Origin of the sequence: Paraburkholderia hayleyella (assembly GCF_009455685.1) — a bacterium.
GTDB classification, from domain to species: domain Bacteria; phylum Pseudomonadota; class Gammaproteobacteria; order Burkholderiales; family Burkholderiaceae; genus Paraburkholderia; species Paraburkholderia hayleyella.
On record NZ_QPES01000001.1, the window covers coordinates 2622856 to 2648987 of the forward strand.

23 protein-coding genes are annotated in these 26132 nt (G+C 57.4%); 13 read left to right on the top strand and 10 right to left on the bottom strand.

The window, feature by feature from the left end; translation table 11 throughout:
- Positions 1-124: 124 nt before the first annotated feature.
- The 6 genes from GH657_RS11570 (at position 125) to dut (ending at position 7445) form a co-directional block, all read left to right on the top strand.
- Positions 125-1105 carry a bifunctional riboflavin kinase/FAD synthetase gene (locus tag GH657_RS11570; RefSeq protein WP_153100890.1) on the top strand — a complete coding sequence of 327 codons (981 nt, stop codon included), beginning with the start codon at positions 125-127 and terminating at the stop codon, positions 1103-1105.
- A 177-nt stretch (positions 1106-1282) separates the two neighbouring features.
- Positions 1283-4120, top strand: coding sequence for an isoleucine--tRNA ligase (gene ileS / locus GH657_RS11575; protein WP_153100891.1), 2838 nt, complete (start codon positions 1283-1285; stop codon positions 4118-4120).
- Entirely contained in the window at positions 4120-4623 is a 504-nt protein-coding gene (gene lspA, locus GH657_RS11580) for a signal peptidase II (RefSeq protein ID WP_153100892.1), read from the top strand. The genes ileS and lspA overlap by 1 nt, the downstream gene beginning before the upstream one ends.
- 82 nt (positions 4624-4705) lie before the next feature.
- A complete protein-coding gene (gene coaBC / locus GH657_RS11585; protein WP_153100893.1) occupies positions 4706-5908 on the top strand; it encodes a bifunctional phosphopantothenoylcysteine decarboxylase/phosphopantothenate--cysteine ligase CoaBC in 1203 nt (400 codons plus the stop codon).
- Between the two features lie 37 nt (positions 5909-5945).
- A complete protein-coding gene (locus GH657_RS11590; RefSeq protein ID WP_153100894.1) occupies positions 5946-6953 on the top strand; it encodes an LLM class flavin-dependent oxidoreductase in 1008 nt (335 codons plus the stop codon).
- 45 nt (positions 6954-6998) lie between these two features.
- The gene (dut, locus tag GH657_RS11595; protein WP_153100895.1) at positions 6999-7445 is read left to right on the top strand and encodes a dUTP diphosphatase; all 447 of its coding nucleotides are present in this window, start codon (positions 6999-7001) and stop codon (positions 7443-7445) included.
- A gap of 146 nt (positions 7446-7591) precedes the next feature.
- Here the strand turns inward: dut and clpA are convergent, their stop codons facing one another.
- Both clpA and clpS read right to left on the bottom strand, forming a co-directional pair.
- Entirely contained in the window at positions 7592-9892 is a 2301-nt protein-coding gene (gene clpA, locus GH657_RS11600; RefSeq protein ID WP_153100896.1) for an ATP-dependent Clp protease ATP-binding subunit ClpA, read from the bottom strand.
- Positions 9889-10203, bottom strand: coding sequence for an ATP-dependent Clp protease adapter ClpS (clpS, locus tag GH657_RS11605; protein ID WP_153100897.1), 315 nt, complete (start codon positions 10201-10203; stop codon positions 9889-9891). The genes clpA and clpS overlap by 4 nt, the downstream gene beginning before the upstream one ends.
- 607 nt (positions 10204-10810) lie before the next feature.
- On the opposite strand from clpS, the gene cspD reads away from it, so the two are divergent.
- Positions 10811-11017 carry a cold shock domain-containing protein CspD gene (cspD, locus tag GH657_RS11610; protein WP_153100898.1) on the top strand — a complete coding sequence of 69 codons (207 nt, stop codon included), beginning with the start codon at positions 10811-10813 and terminating at the stop codon, positions 11015-11017.
- Positions 11018-11099: 82 nt separating this feature from the next.
- Here the strand turns inward: cspD and GH657_RS11615 are convergent, their stop codons facing one another.
- The 3 genes from GH657_RS11615 to GH657_RS11625 all read right to left on the bottom strand — a co-directional run bounded on the left by GH657_RS11615 (position 11100) and on the right by GH657_RS11625 (position 14569).
- Positions 11100-12737: a multicopper oxidase family protein gene (locus GH657_RS11615; RefSeq protein WP_153100899.1), complete on the bottom strand. Its 1638-nt coding sequence runs from the start codon at positions 12735-12737 to the stop codon at positions 11100-11102.
- Between the two features lie 243 nt (positions 12738-12980).
- On the bottom strand, positions 12981-13748 hold the full coding sequence (locus tag GH657_RS11620) for an SDR family NAD(P)-dependent oxidoreductase (RefSeq protein WP_174769935.1): 768 nt from the start codon (positions 13746-13748) through the stop codon (positions 12981-12983).
- A gap of 80 nt (positions 13749-13828) precedes the next feature.
- Positions 13829-14569, bottom strand: coding sequence for an acetoacetate decarboxylase family protein (locus GH657_RS11625; RefSeq protein WP_174769936.1), 741 nt, complete (start codon positions 14567-14569; stop codon positions 13829-13831).
- A gap of 164 nt (positions 14570-14733) precedes the next feature.
- Between GH657_RS11625 and GH657_RS11630 the strand changes: the two genes are divergently transcribed.
- Positions 14734-15435 carry an acetoacetate decarboxylase family protein gene (locus tag GH657_RS11630; protein WP_153100902.1) on the top strand — a complete coding sequence of 234 codons (702 nt, stop codon included), beginning with the start codon at positions 14734-14736 and terminating at the stop codon, positions 15433-15435.
- A 169-nt stretch (positions 15436-15604) separates the two neighbouring features.
- Complete coding sequence (locus tag GH657_RS11635; RefSeq protein ID WP_153100903.1) at positions 15605-16717, top strand: branched-chain amino acid ABC transporter substrate-binding protein; 1113 nt, start codon at positions 15605-15607, stop codon at positions 16715-16717.
- A 141-nt stretch (positions 16718-16858) separates the two neighbouring features.
- Here the strand turns inward: GH657_RS11635 and GH657_RS11640 are convergent, their stop codons facing one another.
- Positions 16859-17410, bottom strand: a complete 552-nt coding sequence (locus GH657_RS11640; RefSeq protein ID WP_174769937.1) for a helix-turn-helix domain-containing protein — start codon at positions 17408-17410, stop codon at positions 16859-16861.
- Between the two features lie 289 nt (positions 17411-17699).
- On the opposite strand from GH657_RS11640, the gene GH657_RS11645 reads away from it, so the two are divergent.
- From GH657_RS11645 to GH657_RS11660, 4 genes are read left to right on the top strand one after another with little or no spacing between them, the layout of a single operon-like run.
- The gene (locus GH657_RS11645) at positions 17700-18647 is read left to right on the top strand and encodes a branched-chain amino acid ABC transporter permease (RefSeq protein ID WP_153100905.1); all 948 of its coding nucleotides are present in this window, start codon (positions 17700-17702) and stop codon (positions 18645-18647) included.
- Positions 18647-19651, top strand: a complete 1005-nt coding sequence (locus GH657_RS11650; protein ID WP_153100906.1) for a branched-chain amino acid ABC transporter permease — start codon at positions 18647-18649, stop codon at positions 19649-19651. The genes GH657_RS11645 and GH657_RS11650 overlap by 1 nt, the downstream gene beginning before the upstream one ends.
- Positions 19648-20481, top strand: coding sequence for an ABC transporter ATP-binding protein (locus GH657_RS11655; RefSeq protein WP_153100907.1), 834 nt, complete (start codon positions 19648-19650; stop codon positions 20479-20481). Before GH657_RS11650 ends, GH657_RS11655 begins: the two co-directional genes overlap by 4 nt.
- A complete protein-coding gene (locus tag GH657_RS11660; protein ID WP_153100908.1) occupies positions 20402-21139 on the top strand; it encodes an ABC transporter ATP-binding protein in 738 nt (245 codons plus the stop codon). The genes GH657_RS11655 and GH657_RS11660 overlap by 80 nt, the downstream gene beginning before the upstream one ends.
- Here the strand turns inward: GH657_RS11660 and GH657_RS11665 are convergent.
- The 4 genes from GH657_RS11665 to GH657_RS11680 all read right to left on the bottom strand — a co-directional run bounded on the left by GH657_RS11665 (position 21129) and on the right by GH657_RS11680 (position 26049).
- Complete coding sequence (locus GH657_RS11665; RefSeq protein ID WP_153100909.1) at positions 21129-22232, bottom strand: hypothetical protein; 1104 nt, start codon at positions 22230-22232, stop codon at positions 21129-21131. The genes GH657_RS11660 and GH657_RS11665 overlap by 11 nt on opposite strands.
- 543 nt (positions 22233-22775) lie before the next feature.
- Positions 22776-23267 carry a hypothetical protein gene (locus GH657_RS11670; protein ID WP_153100910.1) on the bottom strand — a complete coding sequence of 164 codons (492 nt, stop codon included), beginning with the start codon at positions 23265-23267 and terminating at the stop codon, positions 22776-22778.
- Positions 23268-23422: 155 nt separating this feature from the next.
- Positions 23423-23800, bottom strand: a complete 378-nt coding sequence (locus GH657_RS11675) for a hypothetical protein (RefSeq protein ID WP_153100911.1) — start codon at positions 23798-23800, stop codon at positions 23423-23425.
- A 260-nt stretch (positions 23801-24060) separates the two neighbouring features.
- Entirely contained in the window at positions 24061-26049 is a 1989-nt protein-coding gene (locus GH657_RS11680; RefSeq protein WP_153100912.1) for a synaptonemal complex protein 1, read from the bottom strand.
- Between the last annotated feature and the right edge of the window lie 83 nt (positions 26050-26132).

The window sequence follows — 26132 nt, forward strand, 5'->3', positions numbered from 1 at the left end:
GGGCCAGCGAGGACGGGTTAAGCGCGCCATCTCGGCGTGCCCGCGTTTGAGCGTTTATAATCGACCGTTTTGCGGCAACTCACCCGCCCTATCCCCGTTTGCCCCGTCTGCCCAGCCTGTTATCGTGAGAGTCTTCCGCGGTCTTCCCAATGCCGAAAGCCGTGCGCCCTGCGCGCTGACCATCGGCAATTTCGACGGTGTCCATCGCGGCCATCAGGCGCTGCTGGCGCGCGCGCGCAAAGCGGCCGACGCCCGTGGCCTGCCGCTTTGCGTGATGACCTTCGAGCCGCATCCACGCGAGTTCTTCAACCCCGCCAGCGCCCCGCCGCGCATCGCCATGCTGCGCGACAAGCTCGAAGCGCTCGCGGCCAACGGCGTGGAGCGCATCGTCGTCGAGCATTTCAACCAGACCTTCGCCAGCCAGTCGCCCGATACCTTCGTCGAACGCATCATCGTCAATGGCCTGCATGCACGCTGGGTCATGGTGGGCGATGATTTTTGCTATGGCGCGAGGCGTGCGGGCAATTTCGCCTCGCTCAAGGCAGCGGGCGAGCGCCACGGCTTCGAAGTCGAACAGATGGCGACCGTGGCTGACGCTTCCGGCGCGCGTATTTCCAGCTCGGCCGTGCGTGCCGCGCTCAGTGCCGGCCAGCTCGATGTGGTGCGTGCCGCGCTCGGGCGCCACTACCAGATCAGCGCTCACGTCGCGCACGGCATGAAGCTGGGCCGCGACCTCGGCTTTCCAACCCTGAACCTGCCGATCCAGCACAAGCGTCCGGCGCTCTCCGGCATCTTCGTGGTGCTCGTCCACGGCCTCGAGGCACGGCCACTGCCAGGCGTTGCCAGCCTTGGCGTGCGCCCTACCGTCGATGACTCCGGGCGGGTGCTGCTCGAAGTGCACCTGCTTGACTGGCACGGCAATGCCTATGGCAAACTCGTGCGGGTCGAATTTCTGCACAAGCTGCGCGACGAGGAAAAATTCATCGACCTCGAAACGCTGACCGTCGCCATCGCCCACGATGTCGCCCAGACCCGGGCCTGGTTTGCCCGCCATGGTGGCGATGCGGGCGGTTTTGCCACCTCCGCGACCGATCGAATTAGCTAGTCTGGCGGGCCGCACGCGGCGCCCGCCAGAACCCGTCATGCAACGGTAACGACCTGGCATTGTCGCCGCTGATCCCACGGTTCTTGCCCTGCTCTTGCCCCGCTTTTATTCGCTTTTATTCGCTTTTATTTTTCTCCGCGCCCCGCGCGCCCCGACCGGATTCACGACGAACTCATCATGAGCAACAAGAAAGCTGATTCGAAAGCAGAGGCCCGTTACCCCGTCAACCTGCTCGACACACCATTTCCGATGCGCGGCGACCTGCCCAAACGCGAACCGCAATGGGTGAAGGAGTGGCAAGAACGCAAGGTTTATGAAACGATCCGCGCCGCCAGCAAAGGCCGCGAAAAATTCATCCTGCACGATGGCCCGCCCTATGCCAACGGCGACATTCACCTTGGCCACGCGGTCAACAAGATTCTGAAGGACATGATCGTCAAGGCGCGCAATCTGGCGGGCTTCGACGCGGTCTACGTGCCGGGCTGGGATTGCCACGGCATGCCGATCGAGATCCAGATCGAAAAACAGTTCGGCAAGACGCTGCCCGCCATCGAAGTCATGCAAAAAGCCCGCGCCTACGCGAGCGAACAGATCGAAAAGCAAAAGGCCGGGTTTCGCCGCCTCGGCGTGCTGGGCGACTGGGACCACCCCTATCGCACGATGAACTTCGCCAATGAAGCCGGCGAGATCCGCGCGCTCGCCAAAATCATGGAAAAAGGCTTTGTGTTTCGCGGCCTGAAACCGGTCAACTGGTGTTTCGATTGCGGCTCGGCGCTGGCCGAAGCCGAGGTCGAATACAAGGACAAAACCGATCCCACCATCGACGTGCTGTTCAGCTTCGCCGACCCCGCCGCCACGGCGGCGGCGTTTGGCCTCGCGCAACTGCCCCGTGACGAAGGCGGCATCGTGATCTGGACCACCACGCCCTGGACGATTCCGGCCAACCAGGCGCTCAACGTTCATCCGGACATCGTCTACGCGCTGGTGGATACGCCGCGTGGGCTCCTGATCCTCGCGCAAGAGCGCGTCGCGGCCTGCCTCGCGCAATATGGCCTCGCGGGCGAAGTGCTGGCTACGGCGCCGGGCGCCAAACTCGCGGCACTCCGCTTTCATCATCCGCTGGCCACGGCGCATCCGGCGTACCGGCGCACCGCGCCGGTTCATCTCGGCGACTACGTCACCACCGAAACCGGCACCGGTATCGTGCATTCATCGCCCGCCTATGGCGTCGAGGATTTTCTCTCGTGCAAGGCGCACGGCATGCACGACTCCGACATCCTCAACCCGGTCATGGGCGACGGCCGTTATATCGAATCACTCGCGCTCTTTGGCGGCCTGTCGATCTGGGCGGCCAACCCGCAGATCGTCGCCGCGCTCGATGCCGCGGGCACCCTGCTGCGCACCGAGAATTACACCCACAGCTACATGCATTGCTGGCGGCACAAGACGCCCATCATCTATCGCGCCACCTCGCAATGGTTCGCGGGCATGGATCTCCACCCCAACGGCTGCGGCCCGACGCTGCGCGAAACGGCGCTCGCCGGAATCGAAGCCACGGCGTTTTATCCGGCATGGGGCAAACAGCGCCTCTTCAACATGATCGCCAACCGGCCCGACTGGACGCTCTCGCGGCAGCGGCAATGGGGCGTGCCGATGGCGTTCTTCATTCACAAGGAAACAGGCGCGCTGCACCCGCGCACGCCCGAACTGCTCGAAGCCGTCGCCCAGCGCGTCGAGCAAGGCGGCATCGAAGCCTGGCAGACGCTCGACGCCCGCGAGCTGATCGGCGACGACGCCAACCTGTACGAAAAAAACCGCGACACGCTCGATGTCTGGTTCGATTCCGGCACCACCCACTGGCACGTGCTGCGCGGCTCGCACAAAGATTCGCTGCAATTTCCGGCCGATCTCTATCTGGAAGGCTCGGACCAGCATCGCGGCTGGTTCCATTCGTCCCTGCTGACGGCCTCGATGCTCGACGGCCGCCCGCCCTACAAGGCGCTGCTGACGCACGGCTTCACGGTGGATGGCGAAGGCCGCAAGATGAGCAAATCGCTCGGCAATGGCATCGACCCGCATGAGGTCGCCAACCGGCTCGGCGCGGAAATCATCCGCCTGTGGATTGCCTCCACCGATTACTCCGGTGAGCTGGCGATCTCCGAAGAAATCCTCAAGCGCGTCACCGAAGGCTATCGCCGTATCCGCAACACGCTGCGCTTCCTGCTCGCCAATCTGTCGGATTTCGATTTTGCCCAGCACGCGCGCCCGGTCGAAGACTGGCTCGAGATCGACCGCTATGCCGTGGCCCTGGCGAACGCGCTGCAAGGCGACATCCTCGCGCATTACGACAAGTACGAATTCCATCCGGTGGTGGCGCGGCTCCAGACGTTCTGTTCGGAAGACCTCGGCGGCTTTTACCTCGATGTGCTGAAAGACCGGCTTTACACGAGCGCGGCTGATTCGACCGCGCGCCGCTCGGCGCAAACCGTGCTGCACCATATCGCACAGGCGCTGCTACGCCTCATCGCACCGTTCCTGTCATTTACCGCCGAAGAAGCCTGGAAGATCTTCCAGCCTGGCCACGAAACCATTTTCACCGAGACCTATCACGTGTTCCCGGCTATCGCGGATGCGGACTTGCTGCTCGATAAATGGGCCCTGCTGCGCGCCGTGCGCAGCGACGTCACCAAGGCGCTGGAAGAAGCGCGGGTGTCGAACCTGATCGGCTCATCGCTCCAGGCGGAAGTCGAAATCCGCGCGAGCGGAGCGCGCCATGCGGCGCTGGCCAGCCTCGGCGCGGATCTGAAGTTCGTGCTGATTACCTCGGCGGCCACCGTGGTCAAGGTCGAAAGCGAAGCCGAGGAAGCCATCGAAGTGACGGCCTCGAGCTATCTGAAATGCGAGCGTTGCTGGCACTACCGCGCCGATGTCGGCGAGCATGCTGAACATCCCACGCTCTGCGGCCGTTGCATCGACAACCTGTTCGGCAAGGGTGAAACCCGGAGCGCCGCATAATGGCCCGTACCCTGTCCAAACCTACCGGCACGTCGCTTGCGCCCTGGCTCGGCCTCGCCTTCGTCATCATCCTGTGTGACCAGCTGAGCAAAATCGCCATCCTCAGGGTCTTCTCTTATGGCGAAGCCGTTCCGCTTACCGGTTTTTTCAATCTGGTGCTGGTGTACAACCAGGGCGCGGCGTTCAACTTTCTCGCCTCGGCCGGCGGCTGGCAGCGCTGGGCGCTCACCGCGCTCGGCCTCGTTGCGGCGCTGGTGATCGGCTACATGCTCAAGCGTCACAGCGCCCAGCGGCTCTTTTGCACGGCGCTGACGTTTATTCTGGGCGGCGCTTTGGGCAATGTGATCGACCGGCTGGCGTATGGCCATGTGATCGACTTTCTCGACTTTCATCTGAACACGTGGCACTTTCCGGCCTTTAATCTGGCCGATAGCGCCATCACGGTTGGCGCGATTTTGCTGATACTCGACGAATTGCGCCGCGTGCGGCACGGCTCACGCTAGCTGACCGCGCCATGGTATTTCAGGGCTCGCCTGCCCGATGCGAGAGGCGAGCCCTGCCTTTACGCTGTGCCGGAGGCACCCGATGGCTATCGCAGAACTCGCTGGAAAACATCTCGTCCTCGGCCTGACCGGTGGCGTCGCCTGTTACAAGATCGCTGAACTCACGCGCCTGCTGGTCAAGGCTGGCGCGAGCGTGCAAATCGTGATGACCGAGGCGGCGACGCAATTCATCACGCCCGTCACGATGCAAGCGCTCTCTGGCCGCCCCGTCTATACCAGCCAGTGGGACGCGCGCGTGGCCAACAACATGGCGCATATCGATTTGTCGCGCGAAGCCGATGCGATCGTGATCGCCCCCGCCTCCACCGATTTTCTGGCCAGGCTCGCGCACGGCATGGCCGATGATCTGCTTGCGACGCTGTGCGTGGCCCGCGCTTGTCCCTTGCTGGTCGTGCCCGCGATGAACCGCCAGATGTGGCAAAACCCCGCGACCCAACGCAATGTTGCGCAGCTGCGCGCCGATGGCGTGACGGTGCTGGGGCCCGACTCGGGCGCCCAGGCCTGCGGCGAAACCGGCGATGGCCGGATGCTCGAGCCCGGCGCAACCTACGAAGCCATCGCATCTTTTTTCAGCGCGAAGCCTCTCGCCAGGCGGCGTGTGCTGATTACCGCGGGGCCGACCTTCGAGCCGCTTGATCCGGTGCGCGGCCTCACCAACCGTTCCAGCGGCAAGATGGGCTTCGCGCTCGCGCGGGCTGCGCAGCACGCGGGGGCGGACGTTCATTTGATCGCGGGCCCGGTCGCGCTGGCGACGCCGTGGGGCGTGCTGCGCGAAGACGTACAAACTGCGCAGCAGATGCACGCGGCAGTCATGTGCGCTGTACCGCGCGCCGATATTTTCATTAGCGTCGCAGCGGTCGCCGACTGGCGCGTCGCTCACGTCAGCGCCCACAAGATCAAGAAGACTGCGGCCCAAGCGCTGCCCAGCTTCACCTTCGTCGAGAACCCCGACATCCTCGCGGAAGTCGCGCGGCAGCCCGATGCGCCTTATTGCGTGGGCTTTGCCGCGGAAAGCGAAGATCTGGAACGTCACGGCGAGCAAAAACGGCAGCGCAAAAACGTGCCGCTGCTGGTTGGCAACCTAGGCCCGCAGACCTTCGGCCAGGACGACAACGAAGTCGTGTTATTTGACGCCAACGGCATCACGCGGCTGCCACGCGCGGAAAAACAGGAACTGGCGCGCGCGCTGATCGCCGAAATTGCCCAACGGCTGCCGCGCGCCTGAGCCCACCCCCTTTCCACCCCGGAAGAGAGGCACCTCCATGACTTTGCTTTCTGTCCTCGACCAGACCCCCGTCATTGACGGCCACACCGCCGCCAATGCGCTTGCCGCGACCCTTGAACTCGCCCAGCTCGCCGATGAGCTCGGCTATACGCGCTACTGGTGCGCGGAGCATCACGGCCTGCGCGCGGTCTGCAACCCCTGCCCCGAAGTGCTGCTCGCCAGAATCGGCAGCATCACGCAGCGCATTCGCCTTGGCTCCGGCGGCATCATGCTGCCTTACTACAGCCCATTCAAGATTGCCGAGCAATTCATGATGCTCGAAGCGCTCTTTCCCAACCGGATCGATCTGGGGGTCGGACGCGCACCCGGTGGCGACCTGCGCACGGCTCAGGCGGTGGCCGCCGGGGCCTATAACCGGGGCGATATTTTCACGCAGCAAGTCACCGATCTCACGGACATCATTCATCAGACCCTGCCCACCGATCATCTGGCGCATGGTGTCTTGCTTCAGCCGCAAACCGGCACCCGGCCACAGTTGTGGATGCTGGGTTCCAGTGACTTCGGCGGCGCGCTGGCGGCGCAGCTTGGAATGCGTTTCGCCTTTGCGCATTTCATCAACGCGCATTTTGGCGAGCGCGTGGCGCAGATGTACCGGGAGCAATTCCGCGCGACACATGAGCCACGGCCTTATCTTGCGGCAGCCGTCTTCGTCATTTGTGCGGACACCATGCAAGAAGCGGCAGCGCTTGAAAAAGCGGTTGATCTGCGCCGCGTGCAGATGGCGTATGGGCTCAATGAGCCGATCCCGTCGCTCGAGCAGGGCGAGGCGCAAGAGTACGGCGAGCGCGAGCAACTTCTCATCGCGCGCGAAAGGCCGCGCAGCATCATCGGCACGCCGGAGGCCGTCACTGAGCGTCTGCATATGCTGCAGACACAGTTCCAGGCCGACGAGCTCATCGTGCTGACCGTGGCGGGCAGCTACCGTGCCCGCCTGCGCTCTTATGAACTGCTGGCCGAAGCGTTCCAGCTGGAACGCGCGTCCTGATCGCTTTTTTCTATTTTTGACGTTTTGCGAACTTTTTGGACCTGCATGAAACTCGATCTGAAAATTCTCGACGCGCGCATGCGCGATCTGCTGCCCGCCTACGCCACGGCCGGCAGCGCTGGGCTTGATCTGCGGGCCTGTCTCGATGAGCCGTTGATGCTGCCACCGGGCGGCACGACGCTCGTGCCCACGGGATTGGCGATTCATCTCGCCGATCCCGGCTATGCCGCGCTGATCCTGCCGCGCTCAGGGCTCGGACATAAATACGGAATCGTGCTTGGCAATCTGGTCGGTCTAATCGATTCAGATTACCAGGGCCAGTTGATGGTCTCCACCTGGAACCGCAGCGCTGAGCCGTTCACGCTCAACCCAATGGAGCGCCTCGCGCAACTCGTGATCGTGCCAGTGGTGCAGGCGCAATTCAATATCGTCGAGGATTTCGCTGAGAGCGAGCGCGGCGCGGGCGGTTTTGGCAGCACCGGCAAGCAATAAGCCGGATACCGCAAACGCGCTAGCGCGCCGGGCACAAAAAAAACGGCGCGAGGGGGAAACTTCATCCCTTGCGCCGTCGTGCCATCCAGCATCCAGCACTGGCCTGGCTTTCAGTCAGCCAGTTCAAACCATTCAAACCACTCAAACTATTCGACTTCAACCGCCTCCGGATTCGGCTTGCGCGGCGCTGCCGAAGAATCATCGAAGGTCAGGACGACCTTGTCGTTTTCATCGACATCGACGCTCACACGGCCGCCATTCACCAGCTTGCCAAACAGCAATTCGTCAGCCAGGGCCCGGCGGATCGTATCCTGAATCAGGCGCTGCATCGGCCGCGCGCCCGCCAGCGGATCGAAACCGTGTTTAGCCAGATATTTGCGCAAGGCATCGGTGAATAGCGCATCGACCTTTTTCTCGTGCAGCTGGTCTTCGAGCTGGATCAGGAACTTGTCCACCACGCGCACGATGATTTCCTGATCGAGTGCACGGAAGCTGATCGTCGCATCCAGACGGTTACGGAACTCTGGCGTGAACATCCGCTTGATATCAATCATTTCGTCACCGGCCTGGCGCTGCGTCGTAAAGCCGATGGAGGTCTTGCTCATCGACTCGGCACCGGCATTGGTCGTCATGACGATGATGACGTTGCGGAAATCAGCTTTGCGTCCGTTGTTATCGGTCAGCGTGCCGTGATCCATCACCTGCAGCAGCACATTGAAAATATCCGGATGCGCTTTTTCGATTTCATCGAGCAGTAGCACGCAATGCGGTTTTTTCGTCACGGCTTCAGTCAGCAGGCCACCCTGGTCGAAACCGACATAGCCTGGCGGCGCGCCAATCAGACGGCTGACCGCATGCCGCTCCATATATTCGGACATATCGAAGCGAATCAGCTCGATACCCAGCGTGAACGCGAGCTGCCGCGCCACTTCGGTTTTGCCGACGCCTGTCGGGCCCGAAAAGAGAAATGAGCCGATCGGCTTGTCGGTCTTGCCCAAACCCGCCCGCGCCATCTTGATCGCCGCCGCCAGCGCGTCGATCGCCGGATCCTGGCCGAACACCACGCTTTTCAGGTCGCGGTCGAGCGTTTGCAGCTTGCTGCGATCGTCTTGCGACACGCTTTGCGGCGGCACGCGGGCAATCTTCGAGATGATTTCTTCGATTTCACCCTTGCCGATCGTCTTGCGCTGCTTTGACTTCGGCAAGATACGCTGGGCCGCGCCCGCCTCGTCAATCACGTCAATCGCCTTGTCCGGCAAATGACGGTCGGTAATGAAACGCGCGGACAGCTCAGCCGCGGCCGACAGGGCGCCTGCCGAATACTTCACGCCATGGTGCTCTTCGAAACGCGATTTCAGCCCGCGCAGGATCGCCACGGTTTGCTCGACGGTGGGCTCGGACACATCGACTTTCTGGAAGCGGCGCGACAGCGCAGCGTCTTTCTCGAAGATGCCGCGATATTCGGTGAACGTTGTCGCGCCAAGGCATTTGAGCGTGCCCGAGGACAACGCCGGCTTGAGCAGGTTCGAGGCATCCAGCGTGCCGCCCGATGCGGCGCCCGCTCCGATCAGCGTATGAATTTCGTCGATAAAGAGAATGGCGTGCGGGCGCTCCTTGAGCTCCTTGAGCACCGTTTTGAGCCGCTGTTCGAAATCGCCACGATATTTGGTGCCCGCGAGCAACGCGCCCATATCGAGCGAGTACACCTGGGCGTCCGCCAGGATATCGGGCACTTCGCCGCGCGTGATGCGCCAGGCGAGCCCTTCGGCAATGGCTGTCTTGCCCACTCCGGCCTCGCCGACCAGCAGCGGGTTGTTCTTGCGCCGGCGGCACAGCACCTGCACGACACGCTCAACCTCAGCCTCGCGGCCAATCAGCGGGTCGATACGCCCCTCTTTGGCCATCTGGTTCAGGTTCTGCGTGAACTGCGCCAGCGGGGTTTCTTTTTGTGCGGCGGCCTCATCAGATTCAGTGCTGGCTTCGCCTGTCCTTGCGGCATCGGTGCTGCTGGTCTTGGCGATACCGTGGGAAATGAAATTGACAACGTCGAGACGCGTCACGCCCTGCTGTTGCAGGTAATAGACCGCATGCGAATCTTTCTCGCCGAAGATCGCCACCAGCACATTCGCGCCGGTGACTTCCTTCTTGCCGTTCGAGGTGGATTGCACATGCATGATCGCGCGTTGGATCACACGCTGAAACCCCAGTGTGGGCTGGGTATCCACGTCTTCCGCGCCGGGCACCGTGGGCGTGTTGTCGTGAATAAAGTTGCGCAGGTTCTGGCGCAACTCCTCGATATTGGCCGCGCAGGCGCGCAGCACTTCAGCGGCTGCCGGGTTGTCCAGCAGCGCGAGTAAAAGATGTTCAACCGTGATGAACTCGTGCCGTGCCTGGCGTGCTTCCATAAACGCCATGTGCAGGCTGACTTCCAGCTCCTGGGCAATCATGCTTCCTCCATCAGACACTGCAGCGGATGCCCGGCCTGCCGTGCGTGGGTAACGACTTGTTCGACTTTGGTCGACGCGATGTCCCGCGTGTAGACCCCACAAACACCTCTACCTTCCCGATGCACCTTCAACATGATCTGCGTGGCCGTTTCACGATCCTTGCTGAAATACTCCTGCACGATCATCACCACAAACTCCATCGGCGTAAAGTCGTCGTTCAGCAACACCACCCTGTACATAGACGGCGGCTTCAGCTTGCGCGTCTGCCGCTCGAGCACAGTGTTGCCCTGCTTGTCCGGAATAATCGCCATACATACATTTTAAACATTCGGTCAGGCCCGCACCCCTGCCAAAACCCGCCCGCACAACCTGAAGCGCCCTTTAAGGCTCGTCCTCCAGAACCGCGAACGGGGATGTATCCCTACGTCGTGCGCCAGGCCGGTCGCGGTACCAGCCCAGCCTGGTTCTGGCTGCCAGCAACGCTGGCTTGCCGCTGGCAACCCGATGTTCCCGGGCACAGCACCCATTGCGGGAAGTATCGCACACACCTGGCACCGCCCTGGCCTAAACCCATACACACGTTACCGATGAAGCGCGCCACCTCCGGCACCGCAACCACCCGACTCATGTGCGTCGATTATGCGACTTTTCAAGATAGAACGTATGTCGTTTTGCAATACCAGAAACAACATGGAAATCTGCAAATGGATTCTTTACAACGTTATCCGTCATATCTCAAAATTTTCTTGACACTCGAATAAAGAGCCTCAACAATAAAAAGCTGGCACTTATTTCAATGCAGATTAAATCGAAGTAATGCCGTTGGTGAGCTTGTGAAAGAAGAAGCGGCCGTATTTAAATATGGCCGTTAAGTTTTTCGAGGGCTCGTGGTAGTCACATGAGACAGGGGAAGCAGGAATGGCAACTGGTACAGTCAAATGGTTCAATGACGCAAAAGGTTTCGGTTTCATTACGCCTGATGAGGGCGGCGAAGATCTTTTTGCGCATTTCTCGGCAATCCAGATGAACGGTTTTAAAACCCTCAAGGAAGGCCAGAAAGTGAGCTTCGAAGTTGTACAAGGACCCAAAGGCAAACAGGCATCGAATATTCAGGAAGCAGTCTGAATCTTCTCGATTCCCGTAGTCTGGAACCCGGCTTAATGCCGGGTTTTTTTATATGCAGACTGATTCTGGTTATGCGAATTGATTAAACGACTTTCAGCATCGCCATCATCCCGAGATCTTCGTGCTCAAGAATATGGCAATGAAACATGCGGAGCCCCGCCATAGGCTGGATAGTGGCAATGCGCACGGTTTCACCTGGCTGCACATTCACCGTATCGCGCCAGGCGCGCCAGGTTTCGGGTGTGCTGACACCGTTTTGATCCCGAGCCACGACCTGAAACTGCGTGCCGTGCAAATGAAACGGATGGTCCATGTCGGTCTGGTTCTCGATCGACCATAGTTCGACCTCGTCACGCCGGCTGGTCAGCGCGATATGCGCCGGATCGAACACCGCGCCATTAATCATGAATTTCATCCCGGCCGGCGGCGTATTCGTATTGGCCGCGCGCGGCGGCATCGCGTGTCCGGCGTGGCTGCCCTCCATCTCCATGGCCTCGGTGAAGATCACCGATTTGCGCGCCACCGGCTTACCCAGCGCAGGCAGCGGCCGCAGCGCAGGTAGCGCCCTGCCCGCGCCCGCTCGCGGTGCGAACGACACGTGCGCCAGCACACGCTCCGGCTCTGGCTCAAGGCTGCCATGCGACAGCGCCATCTTGCGGCGGTCGTAGCGCGCGGCGCTCAAACTGGCCTGAGCCGGTTCCGAGCCCGCGGCCACAATCAGTTCAGCGCGCTCGCCCGGCGCCAGCAGCAACGTCGTCAATCCTGTGCGCGCGTGCTCCAGCAAACCTCCATCGGTGCCCACCTGGCTAAAACGCCGACCCGCGCCCAGCGTCAGTTGCAAATAACGCGCGTTACAGGCATTCCACACGCGCCAGCGCTCGTCCTCGCCCACCTCGATGAGCGGCTGATGCGCGCCGTTCAACAAGACAAATTGCCCTTCGCGGCCATTCATCCAGTCCAGCCTGTCGTTGGGCGCGATCGTGCCGTCTTCGGCGAGTTTCAGATCGGTGAAAAACAGATGCCGCTCCGGCCAGCTCTTCAGTGGATCGTCCGCCGCCCGCACCACGAACGGGCCAGCCAGGCCGCGAAACACCTGCTCCGCCGTCATCATGTGCGGATGCGGGTGATACCAGTACGTGCCCGCGCAGCCCTTGGGCAGCGTGAAGCGGTAGACGCGCGATGCGCCCGGAGCGACCGGATCTGCCGGATTGCCATCCTGGTCCGGCGGCACCGGCAAACCGTGCCAGTGAATCGTCGACGGTTGGGGCAAATGATTGACGAAGCGAATTTCGACGGTATCGCCTTCCCAGACGTCAATCAGTGGACCGATCGCCGGGCCCATCGCCGCATGGTGTCCCGCTGCGCCCTGTGCCCCCGGTGCGCCGGATGTCGCTGACGCATCGTATTGCCAGAACATCGTCGCGGCGTTCGGGAGCAACTGATGCGACACCGGATGCGCCACCAGCGTTGCACGAAACACGCCCGCTTCCCGGCTTTCATTGGCCAGCGTCCGTAATGCTGCCAGCGGCTTGCCGACTGGCAGGGCATCGGATGCGGCCAGCGCCGTGCCGTCGGGCACAAGCGCGGCTTCAGGCTTCATGCCCGGCATCGCGGACAAATCATGTCCCGCATGCTGGGCCCAGCCCGTGCGCGTGACAAGCGAGGCCAGCGCCAGGCTCAAAGTCTGGGTGCAAAAGGTTCTGCGAGTTCTACGGCTCATCAGGGAATCCTCAATAGTGGGGCGTATAGAGGCCTATTTTCCGGTACGCCGTGCGCAACCGGAAACGCCAGCGTGGCGATCATAGCGCACAGGCACACCCCGCCTCTGCAGACGACTTCCTCGAAAAACCGGTCTTCTGAGGCGTATCAGCCGGCATATCCCCGCAACACATCGCCTTTCAGCACGCCCCACCTTATCTCGGAGCACGGGTGCGCGGCGACTGGCGCGGCACGCACCCTCGCCTCAACCGAAAGTGCCCGCCGTCGTGCCACCGTCGACCGTGTAGAACATGCCGTTGGTATAGCTCGCCTCCGGCGACGACAGATGCGCGATCACGTTCGCCACCTCCTCGGCACGCGCCAGCCGCCCCAACGGCATGCGGCTTTCATAGAACGCCCGGTCGTAGCGCGGGTTGTCGGCGAACAGTTCATCCGCCATCGGCGTCTCGACGAAGCCAGGACACACCGCGTTGCTGCGAATCCCTTCACGCGCGTAATCGAGCGCCAGACAGCGCACGAGGCCGATCACCGCATGCTTGGACGCGCTGTACGCGGCATAGCCAATCGAGCCGCGCAAACCCGCGTCCGAGCTCACCGCGACAAAACTGCCGCCACCGCTTTCGATCATGTGGCCAATGGCATGGCGTGCCAGCAAAAACACTCCGCGCAAGTTCACGTCCACCACCTGGTCCCATTCGTCCTCGTCGATGTCGGTCACGCGGCCACGACGCGCGATGCCCGCTGCGGCCACCACCGTATGCAGTCCGCCGAAGGCTCGTGCCGCCTCCTGTACCGCCGCCTGCAGATCGGCGGAATGCGTGACGCTGGCGCGCAACGCCAGCACCTCGCCCCCGCACGCGGCGACCTCGTCGCGCACGACCTGCAACCGCTCCAGGTCGAGATCCACCAGCGCGACGTTCGCGCCACGGCGCGCCAGCGCGAGCGCGCTCGCGCGCCCGATACCCGAGGCCGCGCCCGTGATGAGAGCGGCTTCCTTGCGATCTACCTTCATGTGTTTGCCTGTCATCTTCGATATGAACCTGTGGAACCTGTGGAAATCATCCCAAGCCGGACGCGAGCCGGGCCTGCGCGCTAGCGCAGCACTTCAACGGTGCGACCCCAACCGTTTTGCTCGGTGGCGAAAAAATCGCCAATGACATATGACGCGCCCAGCACTTCCAGCGGCGCGAATTCATGCAGCGGATCGGTGGCAATACCAGCCAGTTGAACCTGGGCCGCGCCATGGCGCGCCGACGTCAGTTGAAAATCCGCCGAGGTATCGCGGGCAATCACGCGCTTGTTCAGGATGCCCCCATCGGGCGCAGGTTGAACGTGGAGATTCAGATGCGGCGTGGTCACCAGCGCGGGCGGCGCGCTCGCCTGCGCCAAATCGCAATCGATCGAGATCAGCGTGACGCCCTTGCGCACCACCGTGCCCCGCACCCGCTCACCGTCTTCAAGCAGCTCGATCACGCCGAATTTCTTCGGATAACCCCAGAGGTCGCGGCCTGCGGCAATCGCCGCATCGTCGTCTTCGTACTCGAACAGAAAATAGCCGCCCTGCCCGTCGCCGTAATGCACCGGCACAACGATGCCGGCGTCCATGAACGGCACCTTGTTGCAGTTCATGAAATCAGCCACATACACCAGCACCCGATCATCCACCGGCGTAAACGGCGTGGGCGCGAGGTAGCGTTGCAAGGTGGCCCGATCGACGCGGCACACCGCGTTCAGCGAGCGCTGACGCGGGCAGTGATACGGGACAAAAGGGTCCGGGATCAAAGGCGCATGGATCGGGGCGTTATTGCCGTTTTGCACCAGATACTTCGACACGTGATTCTCCAAAGTAAAAATCTGAACGAGATCGGACCGTCAAGCCCAGGGAACTCCCGGTCATGAAAATATATTCAAATTATTCACGTTGATGATATATTGAGACAAAATTTCACACCAGATTTATTTGCCTCGGCTTTTTTGCTTTTCCCCGGAGACTCGCCATGACTGCATCCGTATATTCGCTGCCCGACGCGGCGCCGCTGTTTCCCAAGCCGCCGTACTACTACCGCAACTACCGCAAGCTGAGCGTGTTTTGCCGCACGGACGGTGCAGCGCTCGCGCGGATGCTGCCACGGCACCTCAGTGCCGTATCGGACGTGATGGAAGTCTTCGTGATGGATGTGCCCGACGGCGGCCCGCTGGGCGCTTATCGGGAAGGCGGGATCGTGGTGCCGGTCGAGTGCGGCGGACAACGTGGTGGACACGTTCTATACGAATTTGTCACAAATGATGATTCAATGGCGGCCGGGCGTGAAATCTGGGGCTATCCCAAGAAGATGTCGAAGGTCGACTGGTCGGAACATGAAGGCCGGGTGCGAGGCCGGGTCGTGCGGCGCGGTGAAATTCTGATCGACGCCGATTTTCGTCCCGACGATAACGTGGCGTTCGACAAACCGCCGTTGCAGCCGCGCTTTCAGGTCAAACGCTTTCCCGCGGTGAACGGTCAGGGCTTCGACATGGACCGGGTGATCGTCAATGAACTACAAGACGCCATCGTGCATCAACGTCAGTTGGGCAGCGCCACCGTTTCGCTCGGCGGCAATGCGCAGGATCCGCTGCACGAGCTGCCGGTCCTCAAGGTGCTGGGCGCGGAGTTTATCGTCGCGGATTTCACGCTGGCATTTGGCCGTCTGCTGGACTGAGCCGCTTGCTACTTCGCTTGTTACCGGGTTGCTACCGGGTTGCTACCGGGTTGCTACCTGGCTAGGACCGGGTTGCCCAACCTGAACACGACGCATCGCTACACGAACCGTCACACGCCAGCGCCCGTGCATCTCACCGGCATCTGGCCTGTGCCCACAGGAGTCTGACATGAAGAAACCGCTTCTTGCCGCCGTGTTTACCACGCTGGCTACGTTTTCCGCCAGCACCTTCGCTGTCGAGCCATTGACCATCGGCGCCTCGGCCCCGCTCTCGGGTGCCCAGGCGTATTTCGGCAGTTCCTGGCTCAATGGGCTGCAGCTTTACATCGACCAGGCGAATGCTGCCGGGGGCATCGGGGGCCGCAAGATCGCGCTGCAAAAACTCGATGACAAGGCTGATCCGCGCGAAGGCACGCTCATCGCGCAAAAGCTTTGCGACCAGCGCGACGTGGTCACCGCAGTGGCGCACATGAATAGCGGCGTCACGATTCCGACGATGGATATCTATAGCGGCTGCGGGATGCCGCAACTGACCATTTCAACCAATCCGAAAGTCACACAGCTCGGCTTCAAACAGGTCTTCCAGGGCGCGCCGAACGATTCCGTGCAGGGCGAGCTCTCCGCCAGTTACGCCTACACCACGCTCGGCTCGCGCAAAGCCGCCGTGGTGAACGACAAGCAGGCCTTCGGCCAGGGGGTCTCGCAAGCGTTCACGGGCAAGTTCAAGAGCCTGGGCGGCAACATCGTGAGCACCTCCAGCGTGAACCCCACGGATGTCGATTTCAGCTCGGTACTGGCTTCGCTCAAACAGCAAGCGCCTGACGTGGTGTATTTCGGCGGCACGATGCCGCAGCTCGCCCTGTTCGTCAAACAGATGCGCGCGGCCGGCATGAAGTCCACCTTCATGGCCCCGGACGGCGCTTACACGCCGCAGTTCAATGAGCTCTCCGGCGGCGCCGCAGCCAATGCCTATGTCACCTTCCAGGCGCTACCTTACGACGCCTCACCCGAGTTGCGCGATTTCGCCGCGAAATATCAGGCGAAATTCGGTGCTGCGCCAGGCCCGCAAGCGGTATATGGCTGGGTCTCGGGCCAAACCGTGGTGAATGCGATGAAAAACGCGAAATCGCTCGACCGCGCGGGCATCCTGGCTGCGATGCGCCTAAGCCATTTCGATAGCCTGCTGGGCAAGGTGGTATTCGACCAGAATGGCGCGCTCAAGGGCGGCGGCCTCTTCATGTTCCGTGTGGACGGCAAGGGTTTCAAACTGGTCAGCAAATAAGGCCAGCCGCGCAAAGTACGAGGCCCCGCTCTCCGGAATGGGAGGCGGGGCCCCGGCGGCAATCTCACGAACTCACGAACTCACGAACTCACGAGTTCACAAGGCCGCGAAAGCCCCGGCAACCTCAGGCAGAAAGCAAACTCACTGCGCAAATACCCAGATAATCACGGCCGGTTCGGTTTGGGACGGGTTACGCGAGTGATAGCGCTGGCTACGCCGAAACGAATAACTATCGCCCGCGTTCAGCACGAAATAATGATCGTCGATCCAGAGTTCGAGCTGGCCACTCAGCACCATGCCGCACTCCAGCCCGGTGCCCTGTACGGTTTTTTCTTCGGTGACCACGCCAGGATCGAATGTCGACTGCATGAATTCAAGCTTCTCACCGAGTTGCGGCGACAGCGCTTCAGTCAGGATGCCATCCTGGCTCATGCGCCGCCGGTTGCTCTGACGCACCACGAAACCGCGTTCATCCGCCGGGGCCACGCCGGGTTCGTTATTGCGCAAAAACCAGCCCACCGTGACATTGAGCGTCGCGCTAATCGCATAGACATCCTTGAGCGTCGGAGTCGACAGGCCGCGTTCGATCTGGCTCACATAACCCACCGAGCGATCGAGCGCATGAGCCAACTGGTTGATCGTCATGCGGCGCGATTTGCGCAAGCCACGGATGTCTTCGCCAATCCCTCGCACGCCATGGCTTGCGGCCTCCGGATCTAGTTTCTCCGGCTCCCCTCGCAGCTTTTTGTGTGAAATTATTTTTGAATTTTTCATGAACGTGATAGATTTAGAGATAAATTCACCGTTGTGAATAGTAGCACGGGCTTTCGCTGAAAAAATAACGGCGCGCCACACAATTTGCATGCGCCATTTGTCATACGCCATTCGTCATTTGCGCCATGCCGCTCGCGGCGCCAACCACCGGGCAGCTCAACGGTGGCAGCCATGCCAGACCTTGTTGTAAACATCAGGATCTCTTGCCATGACAGCCTTTCTTACACAGCAACTGTTCAATGCGCTGACCATCGGTTCCCTGTATGCGCTGATCGCGCTGGGGTACACGATGGTCTACGGTGTCTTGCGGCTCATCAACTTTGTCCATGGCGAGTTCTTCATGCTCGGCGCCTATATCTGCGTTGGCCTCATGCTGTGGCTGCCGCAAACCAGCATCACCTGGCCGGTGCTTGCCGGCATCGGCTTGCTGGCGGCATTCGCCGTGGTGGGGCTGGTCGGGGTCATGGTCGAGCGCCTCGCGTACAAACCGTTGCGTCATTCGTCACGGCTCGCTCCGCTGCTAAGCGCACTGGGTCTGTCACTGGCATTTCAGGCCGCCGTGCAAGTGGTCTGCGGCCCGCAACCGGTCGCCTTTCCACAACTGATCCCCGCGCATCAGTTCACGATAGGTGGCGCAACGCTCACCTCCACGCAAATCTGCATTACGTTCTTTGCCTTCGCGTTGCTCGGCGCGCTGTACCTGTTCGTCAACAAGACGCGGCTCGGCATCATCGTGCGTGCCGTGTCGGAAAACTCGCGCACTTCGATGCTGCTCGGCATTCGCGTCGACCGTGCGATCAGCCTCGTGTTTCTGCTGGGTCCGGCGCTAGGCGGCGTGGCCGGGGTGCTGTACGGCAACTACTACGGCCTCGTGACACCGACGATGGGCGCGACCGTCGGCCTGAAAGCGTTTACCGCCGCCATTCTGGGCGGCATCGGCAGCATTCCAGGGGCGATGCTCGGCGGGCTGGTGCTGGGCTTTCTCGAAGTCTTCGGTACCAGCTTGCTGCCCATCGTCAGCCACGGCGTGCTGGGCACCGAATACCGCGACATCTTCGCCTTCATGACGCTGATCGTCGTGCTGCTGGTTCGCCCCACCGGTTTGCTGGGCGAGAAAATCTCCGAAGAAACCATGGTCTACAAGAGGGACTACTGATGAAGGCCACCACCTTGTCAGCCAGCCATAGCGGCCCGGCCACTCCGCGCGAGCGCATCCTTTCCAGCTTGCTGCTGCTGGCCGCGCTGGCCGCCTGCGTCTCGGTGGCGTTCGCCAGCGGGCACTATGCGCGTGTCGCCAACAGCGTACTGATCTACATCATGCTCGGCGTCGGCCTGAACATCATGATCGGCTACGTCGGCTTGCTCGATCTCGGCTTTGTCGGGTTTTACGCGGTGGGCGCTTATACCTGTGCGCTGCTCGCCAGCCCGCAACTTGGGCTGCACGTGCCGTTTCTGCTGATCCTGCCTGTCGCCATCGTGCTCGGCGCACTGGCAGGCGTGCTGTTAGGCATTCCCGTATTGCGGTTGCGTGGCGACTACCTGGCGATCGTCACGCTCGGTTTCGGCGAGATCATCCGCATCATTCTCAACAACCTCGACAGCCTGACGAATGGCCCGCAAGGCATCTCGCAGATCGACCGCGCCAGCCTGTTCGGCTGGGCTCCGGTCACACCGCAGAGTTTCTTCTGGCTGCTGCTGGGCATCACGCTGGCAGTGATCTATCTCGTGTACCGCCTTGAACATTCGATCCTCGGCAAGGCCTGGGCGGCGATCCGCGAAGACCAGGACGCGGCGCGCAGCATCGGCATCAATACGACTTCGGTCAAGCTCTGGGCCTTTGCCATCAGCGCGGCGATCGGCAGCCTGACCGGCGTGCTGTTCGCCACCTCGCAACGCTATGTCAGCCCCGACAGCTTCTCGCTGACCGAATCGGTACTGATCGTGCTGATGATCGTGATTGGCGGCGTGGGCAATATCCTGGGCGTGATTGTCGGCACGCTGATCCTGGTCCTTCTGCCCGAGGTGCTGCGCGATTTCGCCGAGTACCGCATGCTGCTGCTCGGCCTCTTCATGGTCGTGCTGGTGATCCTGCGGCCACAAGGGCTCGTGCCACGGCGCTATGGCATTGAGCGTCTCATCAAATCGGTGCTGACACGATGACACTCGAATTCAGAAACCTCACCAAACGCTATGGCGCGGTCACCGCGATCAATGATGTCTCGATGCGCTTCGAGGCGGGCAAGATCCACGCGATCATCGGCCCCAACGGCGCCGGGAAATCGACCCTGGTCAACCTTGCCACCGGTTCGTATGAGCTTACCTCGGGCGAGATTTATCTGGATGGCCAGGCCATTCATCGCCTGCAGAAGTATCAGATCAGCCTGGCCGGCATCGCGCGAACGTTTCAAAACATCCGGCTGTTCGATCGCATGCAGGTAATCGAAAACATCGAGGTCTGTCTTTTTCCCGCCGAAGCACGCCAGGTATGGCGCGATCTCGTATGGCCCGCCAGCGCGCGGCAACGGCGCGAAACACGTCTCGCCTACTGCATGACGCTGCTCGAGCAGTTTGGTCTTGAGCGCCAGGCCTTCGACGAAGCCGCCTCGCTCTCCTATGGCCGCCAGCGCATGCTCGAGATCGTGCGGGCGCTGGCACGGCGGCCGCGGGTGCTGCTGCTCGACGAGCCCGCCGCCGGGCTGAACGAAGCCGAAAGCGCCGAGCTGCGCGAGCGGCTCAAGGCCTTACGCCGCCCGGACCTCGCCATCATCGTCATCGAGCACGACATGGACCTCGTGATGTCGATCTCCGATCACGTGTACGTCCTGCAAAACGGTGCCCTGCTGTTCGACGGCACGCCCGACGAAGTCCAGGCCAGCCAGGACGTGCAGCAAGCCTACCTTGGAACTGAAAATGAACTCGAAAGCATCCGCCAACTGGCTCAGCGTCGAAAATCTGTCCGCCGGCTACGGCACCAAGCAGGTACTGCATGACGTCAGCCTGAAGGTGCAAAAAGGCGAGATTGTCGTGCTGGTCGGCCCCAACGGCGCGGGTAAATCGACCCTGCTGAATGCGATTTCGGGCATGGTCAAGGTCAAGAGCGGGCGTATCGCCCTGGGCGAACGCGATCTCACCCGGGCCCGCCCTGACCAGGTGATTCGCGGCGGCCTCGCGCACTGCCCTGAGGGGCGGCAGATTTTCCAGCGGCTAACCGTGGAGGAGAACCTGGTCGCCGCACACCTGGGACGCGGCACGAAAACCGCTGCGGCGCTCCGTGAGCAGGTGTACGCGCTGTTTCCGATTCTTGAGGAGCGCCGCCACGCTTCGGCAAACCGCCTCTCCGGCGGACAGCAGCAAATGCTGGCGATTGGCCGCTCGCTCATGGCTGAACCGGATTTGCTGATGCTCGATGAACCTTCACTGGGGCTTGCGCCCAAGATCATCACGCAGATCTTCCAGATCATTCTGGATCTGGCCGAATCCGGTATCTCGATCCTGCTGGTTGAGCAAAATGTGCGGCTGGCGCTGGAGGTGGCCGATTACGCTTATGTGCTGGAAGGTGGGCGGATGCGGCTGGATGGGCCTGCCGATGAGATCGCCCGTGATCCGCAACTGGCACATTTGTATCTTGGGGCGGCGGTCACGGCTTGAACGACAGGGGCAGAACAACTGGTTCACCAAATAAAATATTTGGCGTCTGCCAATGTATCCGGGCCGCACGGACTACGTATTCGTCATAATTCGTTTTACTAAAATCATGGGTAGTCATGACATAGCCCAAGAGGTCAGATAATTCAATGGCTTTCAGCGTGATTTGTCCGGTCACCCAGCCTGGGATTTTCTCCATCTGATTGTTCCTGTAAGCAGCCTCGATTTTATCGAACAACGAGCGAATGTCATTTTTCAAATCTCCAGTTGGCCAATGAGGCCGCTTTTTCCCGGGTTCGACCATACTCCTAACACGCTTGACGATTTCCTCGGCCCTTTTGACTTTCTTATCTTTTTGTTTTTTTTCTACTCCATCAACCATTGAAGCCGATTCGCGCTTCAATTTTTCCAGATTTTCATTCGCCAATTCACAAGCATATTGATTATCATCCCCATCCGGCAGGGATGCCAAGCAATAAATATCGATATAGTTACAGAGTTCAGACATCGATTCATAAATTTTGCATGCAAGCTTATTCAAATCCGACTGCGCCACCTCTTTTATGTTCCTGAGAACCTCCACTTTATATTTTTCTTTTTCCTTACAATTCCCAAAAACATATCTAAGCAATAGCGCAGCCTCAGGGAAATAACAACGCTTTAAAATTACCCCCAATAATCTATCCCTCTCATTTTCAGTGATAAATTTATTTTTCATCAAAGCCTTAGGATCTTCTCGCAAAATTGTTTGAAAAATAGTACAAATCGCTTCTGCATTCGATCTAAAATTCTGAGCACTTACCTCTTCACCAAACTGGGCATCCGTCGATAGCAGATTATCAATCAAGATGTACAATGATCCCGCCTGACATTTCAATGCATCAGCCGAAGGCACCTGACTCGTACGCAAATTATCGATTTTCCTTTTAAATCCCTTTTCTTCATAGACATTTCTTTTTTCGCTCCCGCCATCCGCACTGATTGTTACACTCCTTTCTTCCCCAAGGACGTGAAACGTAGAAAGATCTTCACCTGAATTTTTAGGCTTGACCTTAATATAACTTGCCGACCTCACTTTACTAGTGAAAACGTACATGACATAAGCCCCATAAAAAATAAATCAAAATATTCGCACCCCAAGCCATACTCCAACCAGATACAGCCAACAATCCACTTTTTTACAAAAAATCTAGCTACATCATCATTAACACTAACACCAGCCTTCAAATTATTATTTGAAAAAATCCGATTAAATATAATCAACTTTGCCATTCAACACAGTAACCCCATAATCATGTAAAATGACAGCGTGTTGCATACAACAATGCTAGATCTCTACGCTATCGCGCGCAAAATTCATATCCCGCTATCTTGGTAACAAAGACGGGGAATGAGTTCCAGAATTTTCAACGATATCGCTGCGCTCGTTTTCCCCGCCCCATTTCCATACTGGTTGTACATGTGCCTCACACGACAATTGAAATGTGAGAGAGCCAGTCTGTACTGACTGCGAAGCAAATACCCATTAGGCAGACTCATCGGCCCGCAGCCAGGGGAGAAAGCGCGGATGGCGAAAAACAACGATCGTTCCAGGCGCATCGTAGCGATATTTGGCGTCATGACACAGAGCTAGCTGCAATCAGGCCTCAGCCGAGCTACGCAAATCAGACAGGCGCTGAACAAAAATGGACGGAGCCGAAATCGTGAAATATTCCCCATTATCAAAAATCTCAGCCAGCTCCATATATTTAATCGCCACATATAAAAGATGATTCATTATTTCAGGAGCAATTGCCGCGCGGTTTCTGATGCCTCGCACTACCGCATCCAAATTTTTATGGATCGCTTTTTTTCTATCGCCTGTTTGAATACGGGGAAACGTTGCCTGCTTTCGATCAATTTTCTCCAGCAACATAATTTTATCTTCAATGCCCCTGATTTCACTGGATAAACAGGCAATATTACCCGGTCCGGCTTGCTTCTCCGCTTCCAATTTTTCTTTTTTATTTCCAAGATCAATTTTCAGCCTTTTGATTTCCCGCTGCGGATCATCTATAGAATCTTTTATATTTTTAATAATATTATTAATCTCATCCAAACCATTATAAATACGCTGCAGCAAGTCCCTCATTATCTCGTCCTGCTCCAGCCCCAATACCCTTTTAAACTCATTCAGGCATACCTTGCCATTCAGTTTTAGATGAAAAACACAGGCGAACAACGAAGCACAATAATCTCGCCCGACTGTCTTGCAACCAGATTTTACTATATGGTCCGCAATTATATTTAAAAAGCCATCTCTCCCCCTTGAATATTTTTAAACAAGTCATCATTTTCCAGCGCTCTAAATCCTTCCCCCAACGAATCCAAAATTTCACGCGCGGATAAATTAAAAAAAAGATTGTCTCCTTTCTCTTCGTGTTTTTTAACAAAGTGTTCGATCCGCTTTTGCAAACTAATAAGATAAATATCACGCCCATCAATCGAAGATTCAAAATTAATTCCTCCATGGCTCTGGCTTTTTGGCGAGCCATTTACATCCATGCTCTCTACTTTCCTCACCAGCCCTGACACCGTCAGCAAGCCCGACTCAATACATTTTTTACGAGGCACAGCACGGCTAAAAATATTCCTGATACCTCCAACATTATTAAAATTTTCCATATCAACCTTAATTTAAAATACGATGTGTCAAAATAAAATTACAGCATTAAATTTTAATTTTCAGAGCGTTGGCAGGCCAAAAATCAAAGAATAACAAATAGCCATATTTATCAAAAACCCAACAATCTGGAAAATTCAGTACCTAAGTAACAATCATCATCCAACAGGTTCCATAAAACAGGAAGCGTTTTGTCAATTATTTTGCGGATTATAAAATCACTGGAGAACCCCGCACGATTCAAGCCCAAGCCCATCGCAATTCAATTTGCACCCAGCTGACGAATAATCGCATTTATTTCATCCAGCTTTATATGACTTACATCACTATCGCCTGCAATTTTTTCCTTGACCAACTGCATTAACGTCACAATATAATCAACCTGTTTTCCAGAAATATTCGATCGCTTCAATGCCACTTTCGCTTCCGATAAAATATTTATTTCATCACGAATACATTTTCTTTTTTCTTCAAGAAGTTTTTCTAAATCAAATTTTCTTTGTTCTATTTCATCCTGCCCTGCTTTTAACATTATGGCAAAATCTTCTTCATATTTTTTCAGTTCAACCTTCACCTTCTGCAAGTAAGGGTCACTCTTTTTAATTACTTTCCCCTGAATGCCTGAATCGCCAACTGTCCTGTCAAAATATGACCTAATCCACTCCACATCAGCCGTCCATCTTTCATTAAAATCTGGCTCTTCAATATTCATCATATATTTTTTCTCGAGCTCCAGCAGAATTTTTGTTATTTTTTCTTTTTGTTCTGGCCCAAGAACATATACTTCTTTATCAGATATATCATGCATCAACCCGGCTTCATCTTCTCTAATTTTTTTCAAGTTGCCCAATTTGCATTCCAATTTCAATTTATCTGACAGCCATACACTGTCACCGTTCTTATCCGACAGGGCTGTTAACTCATCAATTTGCCGCCCGAGTTCCTTTTTCATTTGTTTTAATATGGGAGAATTTATTTTAATTTCTCCCGACAATCCATTTTCAATATTTTCTTTTGCTTTCATGATCTGGCTTTGTTCCAGACTGCTTTGTCTCCGGTAGCGTTCATCTGCCGCTCTTCTTCTATATCTTGCCAATCCTAGAAATATTTCTCGCACGATTTCCACTTCAATAACCAACAAATTTTCGCTATCTGACAAATCGATTTTTCCCAATTCTTCGAGATAATGTTTTTTATCTTTATCGTAATTTTTAATAACTTTCATAAAACTCTTATGCCACTGTATTTCAGAATCAATCTGGCGTTTTAGATCTTCAATCGCATCTTGCCAGCCAGAATTCAATTTGCTATAAATTGTTCTACACGTATACGCCATCTTCTGAATCAAATTTTGACCTTCACTTTCAGATAGCCAACCAGCCTCAAAATTCGCAAGATTAAATATTTCATCATTGATCAAGGTAAATCTGACCAGAGGCAGGCATTTCGGATACTGCGGCAAGCCAAAACACATCTCCAGAAATGACTGTTTTAAAGTATTATTTTTTCTGAAAAATAATGCCAGCTTCTCCTGATCAAACCCCTCAAGAAATTCGACAACTTCAGCTTGTGAGATTGCCGTAACCTCATGTGCTCCAGCAATCAATGTATTCAAAGCGTATTCGAGCGGCGCAACGCCATCCAGATTGTTGCAAAGCCAAATTTGCATGGATTGTGCAGAATATTTTCCGCTGCTCATTTTGTCTTTTTCTGCCAAAGCCAAAACGGCCTTGAGGCCTTCTCTTTTTTTACAGGCAATTCGTAGCAAATCAATACCGCATGACATATCCCTACTTAACTCAGACAGCCAGTTATTACTCATTATTTGCAAGAATGCTTCAAAATCAGCCAAACGTTCTGTCAAAACGAAACCGATTAATGTTTTAAAACTCGCATCAGTTTTATGCAGATTATCTCTTTGCTCGACAATATTAAATTTATAATCTTTTATTTCGCCCCAAAAAAATCCCTCTACCTTTTTCCGTGTTACTCGGGATAAATAGTTTTTGGGCTGGCCAGTTTGATCTGGGTTAACTGATACTTTCAAAAGCTCCCCTTTCGCCCAGACTTGATTTTCCGTATCACTTCGCCGCTCAATGTCATCCGTGTTGCCAAGCGCCAACCACAATGAGCTGGAATCTTCCGTAGTGGTTGATCCACCTTGATGACCCAGATAACCTTCGCTGGAAGATGAGGCCAAATTCGACGTGCTCTGTAAATTTGGACTTTGAACAATTTTTATCCTGCTCATGTCATCTAGCCTCGCTCATATAAATTAAATCCGTATCAGCTTTACACCCCGATTTTATTCACATGGCATAGGTAACATGATGA